This is a genomic window from Sulfuricurvum sp. PD_MW2, from assembly GCF_002633015.1.
Lineage (GTDB): Bacteria > Campylobacterota > Campylobacteria > Campylobacterales > Sulfurimonadaceae > Sulfuricurvum.
This window is the reverse complement of sequence record NZ_NSIU01000039.1, coordinates 1-6,701: the sequence shown is the minus strand read 5'-3', so window position 1 is coordinate 6,701 and position 6,701 is coordinate 1. Positions and strand designations below refer to the sequence as shown.

Genomic DNA, 6,701 nt, shown 5'->3' with positions numbered 1-6,701 from the left:
TTGGTAGTGTGTATGTTGATATCAAGAATAGGTTTAGTATAGAAATATGGCAAAAGTAGTCCGAGTAGTTATTAATAGCCATTTTTCAACGATAAAGCTTGATATGTTGAGAAAAGGAGAACCGGTACCGTTTGATATGTATGTTAAACGGTATAACGATTTTGTTATTATTATCGAGGCTGGTACTGTGTTGGATGAAGTTTTATATGAAAAACTTTCACAACATCTACAGATTTATATTTCTAAGAACGATTCCAAAAAGCTACAAGAGTATACCGTTGATTTAAATGATGAAAACCCTCAAAAGGGTCAAGTCTCAAGAAGTCAAGAAAAATTATCGGAATCGACGGACTTAGAGAAGCAGCTTGCTTCTGTATATTCGAGTGCATCGGATTTGATGGAGTCCATTTTTGAAAGTGGAAATGAAAAACTTCCGCTGGATGCAATTTCAAATTGTGTCTATAAAATTGTTAATACATTTGAATCAGGCGAGAATGTATTACCGTTGGTTTTGAAGATTTTCCCTAATGAGTATTCCACTCATGATCATAGTATCGATGTTGCGTATTTAGCTGCGATTATTGGAAAAATGATTAAACTGAATAATCAGGAACTTTTTAACTTGATTTTTGCAGCATTACTGCACGACGTAGGCAAATTGCGTATAGATGATACGATTTTAGAAAAAACATCTTTTTTGGAAGATGATGAATTTGAATCCGTTAAACTTCATTCTGAATTAGGGTATGAAATATTGAAACTAAACGGTATTGATAATCAAACGGTACTCAAAGGGGTGCGTTATCATCACGAACGTTTAGATGGTTCAGGCTATCCAGAGGGTCTAAAGGGAAAAATGATTCCAAGAAGTGCTCGCATTATAGCTATATGTGATGTTTTTGATGCGCTAACAACCAACCGTACTTACAGAACTCATTTTACAAGTTTTGAAGCGCTTCTTTTAATGAAACGTGAGATGCATACGCAGTTAGATGAAACATTTGTGGATATGCTTATCCAACTGCATCGATAATGAATCTAAGAATATAATTGAATTACAGCCATCGGACGCTATAATATAGGTAATTAATTCCATTACAAAGACCGTCCTTTGCATTTTGAACCGTATCCATTTGAAAAACTGACCGCTCTTTTGGCGGATATTATCCCAAATCCTGAATATTCGCCGATTGCTTTGACCATCGGAGAACCGCAGTTTGAGACTCCGGCATTTATCCAAAAATCTCTCGCAAAACATTCCGAAGAGCTTCGCCGTTATCCGAAAACGGCAGGGGAGAGTTATCTCAATGACTCGATGAGAGGGTTCGTTGAGAGCCGTTTCGGGGTAAAACTCAAACCGAATGAACTTATCAGCAGTTTCGGGACACGCGAAGTGCTTTTTAATTTCCCGCAATACTATCTGTTTGATAAACCTAACGCCCTCATGGCATACACCAACCCGTTTTATCAGATTTACGAGGGTGCGGCGATTGCATCACGTGCGCGGGTGATTCATCTCAACCTGACCGAGAAAAACGGCTTCAAACCCCTCATCAACGAAACCGAACTTGCCGAATGCGATTTGGTTATTTTGAACTTCCCGAACAATCCGACGGCATCGGTTTTGAGCCTCGAAGAGTTGGGAGAATGGGTAAAACTCGCTCTTAAACACGATTTTTGTCTTATCAATGATGAGTGCTACAGCGAGATTTATACCGATCAAAAAATTCCATCACTTCTTGAAGCGTCTATTTATGTTGGGAATACGTCGTTTAAAAAGGTCCTTGTTATCAACTCGATCTCCAAACGCTCTTCCGCACCGGGACTTCGTAGCGGATTTATTGCAGGAGATGCTGAGATACTCAAAGGGTATGCACAGTATCGCACCTATGTCGGATGTGCCTCTCCCCTCCCATTGCAAGCGGCAGCGGCGATGGCCTGGGCGGATGAGTACCATGTAGCGCAAGCGCGCGCCGTATATGCGGAAAATTTCAAAGCAGCACAGGAAATTTTAGGTATCACGACCTCAGATGCGACGTTTTACGTTTGGCTCAAAGTAGGGGATGCGCTTGAGTTTACTCAACGTCTTTATCGGGACTATAACGTAAAAGTGTTACCGGGGGAATTTTTAGCCCGTGAGGATGCGTCAGGAGAGAATCCCGGAATCGGTTACATCCGTATCGCTCTCGTCGAAGAGACGGTGCGCACCATCGAAGCACTAAAACGCCTAAAGGAGGCATTATCATGAGCGAAGCACTCAAAGAGAAAATCTATCAAGCACAAAGCGAGGGAAATATTGCCGGATTGTATGTCTTTGAAGCTCAAGCACATGAGACGTTTGATGAAGATACTCTGATGGCATTTTATGCGAATATCCTTGATTTGGCATTGGAGCGAATGACCAATGCGCTCGAGGGGATGGAGCGTCTTGATATGAACGAAGTTCAAGATTTTGCAACCCTTCGTGCCCTCTATGAATACGCCATCGAACATTACAGTGCGGGAAGTGCCCATGATGCGAGCGCATTGTTTGAAGTTCTTGGCGGGATCAGCAATGATGAAGCATTCAGTGTGGCTATGAGTGTTCACCGCGCGGCGTGTGATGCCAAAATACCGTTTGATGATTTTATCGATGAATACGTCGATATGGACGCGACACAGAACGGCGGAAAATTTTATATCAGTTTTTTCAAAAAGGAGATTGCGTAATGAAAATCCACTTTATCGGTATCGGCGGAATAGGCATCTCGGGACTTGCAAAATATACCCGTTTCAGTGGTCACGAGGTGAGTGGATCGGATATGAAAGCAACCCATATTACTCAGCGTTTGATCGATCGGGGGATTAAAGTTTTCATCGGTCATGATGCATCCAATATCCCTGAAGGGTGCGATCTCGTCATCCACTCGGCGATCATTCGTGATACCAATGTCGAAGTGATCGAGGCTAAAGCACGTGGGATCGAAGTCTTGCACCGACGTGATGCATTGCTCCGTATTCTCAAAGAGAAAAAAGTCTACGCGGTATGCGGTGCACACGGTAAAAGTACAACGACAGCGATTCTCGCCTCAATTATGAGTGGAAGCGCTATCATCGGTGCGGAATCCAAAGATTTCGGCTCTAACGTCCGCTATGACGGCAGTACCGATGTGATGCTTTTCGAAGCGGATGAATCGGATGGGAGTTTTCTCAACTCCAACCCGTACTGCTCTATTGTCACCAATGCCGAGCCGGAGCACATGGAATACTATCACTACAACATCGATGAGTTTCACAATGCCTATCGCCGTTTTGTCGAGATGGCACCTGTGCGCGTTATCAATGCCGAAGATCCGTTTATGGCAACGTTGGAGTGTGATGCGATTCGCCTCTATCCAAGCAAAGATATCTCTAATATCACCTATATTTTGATTGACGATGAACCCTATACCCGTTTCACCCTCAAAAACATGGGAGAATTTGAAGTATGGGGATTCGGTGAGCATATTGCAATGGACGCGTCACTCGCAATTTTGGCGGCTGCACAGACCATGAGTGTCGCCTCTATTCGTGCGAATTTGCTCCATTTCAAAGGGATCAAAAAACGGTTCGATGTGATTTTCAAAGGAAGTGACCGCGTCATCATCGACGACTATGCCCACCACCCGACCGAGATTAAAGCGACAATGGAATCCTTGACAACGTATGCTAAGCTCAAAGGATTTGAACGTATTGTCGCAATTTGGCAGCCACATAAATACTCTAGAACGATTGATAACCTCGATGCATTCGTCGAGTGTTTTGAGGGGGTAGATGAACTCATCATCCTTCCGGTTTGGGCGGCGAGCGAAGAGCCGCGTGAGATTGATTTTGAGGGGCGTTTCGGGCACTATAACCTCACGATGTGCGACAAACTTCACCGTGCAGGCGATACGATTGAAACCCTCAAAAACGAGAACGTACTCAAAACGTACGACCGCGATCTCATCGTCGGATTCGGAGCGGGCGATTTGACCTATCAGCTTCGCGGAACGAAGTGAGATTGCAACGTCGATGAGTTCACTCTCCGCTAACCTCGCCGAGCTTTTCGGAAAACTCGATCTCCTCCCCCACATCCACGCGCTGGAACACTTTTTTTCCCGTCAGCAAAACATTGCGATGCAGGGGGATCAAGAGCGCCATTACCGTTACATACAGGCTCTCGATGCGTTGGAGTTCAAAGCACCGCCGAAAAGTGTAGGGTTTGAGACGATCATCAACCACCTCAAAAAGCATGGGGTATTGCGGTTCGAAGAGATTTTCGAACTCCTCAAAGTGATTCGCTATTTCAGACTCATGCGCAATCAAGCCTATACGGGCCTCATCGGCGAGTGGATGGAGACGATTATCATCCCCGAGCCGTTTAGTGAGATCGAAGAGTATTTCGATCATGAGGGGAATTTTATCGAGTCGCGCGATGAGGAGTTGCACCGCATTGCACAGCGGATCAAAGCGATCAAGCATGAGATCAATGATGCGATCAAGCGCCTCTTTCATACCCAAAAACTGACCCCTTACCTCGTCGATACCCAGATCCATTACATCAATGACGAAGAGTGCCTCTTGGTGCGCGGCGGATTCAATCATGTCCTCAAAGGTTCCGTCGTCGGACGGACGGGGGCAGGGTTCTTCTACGTCGCCCCTGATGCGGTGTTGCGTTCCAAAGAGCAGCTTCGCTACGTGATGCAGGAGCGTGAGACCAAACTCTACGAATACGCGAAACGGTTCAGTGCCAAACTCTCGAATCTTGTCCCTTTCATCGGTTTTATCGATCGAGAGTTCGACCGATATGATCATTATCAAGCGCGTGTTTTGTTTGCGAGAGCGAGCGATTTTGCGATCCTCAAGCCCCAAAACAATGCCGATGTGATCCTCGAAGAGTTCTCCCACCCCGCCATCCATAAACCTAAACCGATCAGTGTTGATTTCCGATCCAATCTCCTCATGATCACGGGGGTGAACGCGGGGGGTAAAACGATGCTTCTCAAATCGCTCCTCTCGGCGAGCCTGATGGCGAAATATCTCATCCCAATGAAGATCAATCCCCACAAATCGCGGATCGGGAGTTTCAAACGGATCGAAGCGGTTATCGACGATCCCCAAAGTGTCAGCAACGACATCTCTACCTTTGCGGGGCGGATGGTGCAGTTTAGCCATCTGTTTGAACATAAAAGCGCCCTCGTCGGGGTAGATGAGATCGAACTGGGAACCGACAGCGACGAAGCGGCGGCACTCTTTGCTATCATCCTCGATGAGCTGATTAAGAGGGGGCAGAAGATTATCGTCACGACCCACCACAAACGGCTTGCCGCATTGATGGCGGATCGTGAGGATGTGGAGCTGATGGCGGCATTGTACGACGAAGAGCGCCGCGTCCCGACCTATGAGTTTTTGCAAGGGGTGATCGGTAAGAGCTACGCGTTCGAGACGGCGGCACGCTATGGGATCAATCCTGCTATCATCACCCGTGCCAAATCCCTCTACGGTGAAAATCACGAGCGCCTCAGCGTCCTCATCGAACGGGGAAGCGAGTTAGAGCGTGAACTGAAGCGTAAAAATAAAGAGGCGGATGAGAAACTCGAATCGTTAGCCGCGCAGGAGCGCGATCTCAAAGAGGCGCGCGAAACTTTGCGAAGCGAACTCGACCGTGAGAAAAACCGCCTCAGAGCTGAATACGATGTCGCAATCCGCGAAGCAAAAGAGGCGGCGCGCGGTCATGATATGGCAGCGATCCATAGACAGCTCAACAAGGCGCAGGCAAAATTACCGAAAGTGGAACCAATCAAGATCGCGGAATCGGAGCCGATTCGTTACGAAGTGGGGCAAGCTGTCAAATATCGCGCACAGCGCGGTACGGTGGTAAGCGTCGGGGCGAAAGACGCGATGATCGAGGTTGAGGGGATGCGTTTGCGTGTCAAACTCACCGATCTCAAACCGAGCGGCAATCTCCCCAAAAAGCCCAAAGTCACCGTTACGTCGCAGGTGGAGCAAAAAAGCGGTCTCAAGCTCGATCTGCATGGAATGCGGGGCGAGGAGGCGTGCGAGCGGATGGATAAATTTCTCTCCGATGCTCTCTTGCAGGGATTTGATGAGGTATTGATCTATCACGGGATCGGGACGGGGAAACTCGCCTACGCAGTCAAAGAGTTCCTCAAAGCTCATCCGAGTGTCAAAAGTTTTGCCGATGCACCTGCCCATATGGGGGGATTTGGGGCAAAAGTTGTGAAGTTGTAAGAAGAGACAGAGTGTTAGAGAAGGAAAGGATTTTATGAATAAAAAAACTTATGATGAAAATAGACCATCTATACCTGCAGACATTCAACGATCTATTCAAGTAGAAGCAGGACATACTTGTTCCGTAAAAAATTGTTTTGAACATACTTATTTAGAAATACACCATATTAATGAAAATCGCGCAGACAACAGAATAGAAAATTTGATTCTTTTATGTGACAAACATCATAAAATGGCTCATAAAGGCGTAATTGACAAGAAATCTTTAAAAGAATATAAAAGAATATTAACTACATCAAATAATAGTAATCAACATATTATTGATAAAGATAAAACTCGTATTAATATCAAAATTGATGAGCAATATAATTTCATAGGTGATGATAATGAGTTTAAAGGCATTGTACAAGATTTGATTTTTGCAGCAAAATCAAAAGAGGTATTTGAAG

At 45.6% G+C, this 6,701-nt stretch carries 6 protein-coding genes; all 6 read left to right on the top strand.

The window, feature by feature from the left end:
• The first annotated feature begins 46 nt into the window (after positions 1-46).
• Positions 47-1,033 carry an HD domain-containing phosphohydrolase gene (locus tag CJD30_RS11110; RefSeq protein ID WP_294919091.1) on the top strand — a complete coding sequence of 329 codons (987 nt, stop codon included), beginning with the start codon at positions 47-49 and terminating at the stop codon, positions 1,031-1,033.
• 78 nt (positions 1,034-1,111) lie between these two features.
• Positions 1,112-2,248: a succinyldiaminopimelate transaminase gene (locus CJD30_RS11105; RefSeq protein WP_294919088.1), complete on the top strand. Its 1,137-nt coding sequence runs from the start codon at positions 1,112-1,114 to the stop codon at positions 2,246-2,248.
• Entirely contained in the window at positions 2,245-2,709 is a 465-nt protein-coding gene (locus CJD30_RS11100; protein ID WP_294919085.1) for a hypothetical protein, read from the top strand. Before CJD30_RS11105 ends, CJD30_RS11100 begins: the two co-directional genes overlap by 4 nt.
• Positions 2,709-4,019: a UDP-N-acetylmuramate--L-alanine ligase gene (gene murC / locus CJD30_RS11095; protein WP_294919082.1), complete on the top strand. Its 1,311-nt coding sequence runs from the start codon at positions 2,709-2,711 to the stop codon at positions 4,017-4,019. The genes CJD30_RS11100 and murC overlap by 1 nt, the downstream gene beginning before the upstream one ends.
• A gap of 13 nt (positions 4,020-4,032) precedes the next feature.
• Positions 4,033-6,252, top strand: coding sequence for an endonuclease MutS2 (locus CJD30_RS11090; RefSeq protein ID WP_294919079.1), 2,220 nt, complete (start codon positions 4,033-4,035; stop codon positions 6,250-6,252).
• Positions 6,253-6,286: 34 nt separating this feature from the next.
• On the top strand, positions 6,287-6,701 hold a 415-nt coding region (locus tag CJD30_RS11085; protein ID WP_294919076.1), incomplete at its 3' end, for an HNH endonuclease signature motif containing protein.

Excerpts from the sequence above, each read along its gene's own strand:
- murC (WP_294919082.1), top strand. The coding sequence starts at position 2,709 with ATGAAAATCCACTTTATCGGTATCGGCGGAATAGGCATCTCGGGACTT.
- CJD30_RS11110 (WP_294919091.1), top strand. The coding sequence starts at position 47 with ATGGCAAAAGTAGTCCGAGTAGTTATTAATAGCCATTTTTCAACGATA.
- CJD30_RS11100 (WP_294919085.1), top strand. The coding sequence starts at position 2,245 with ATGAGCGAAGCACTCAAAGAGAAAATCTATCAAGCACAAAGCGAGGGA.
- CJD30_RS11090 (WP_294919079.1), top strand. The coding sequence starts at position 4,033 with ATGAGTTCACTCTCCGCTAACCTCGCCGAGCTTTTCGGAAAACTCGAT.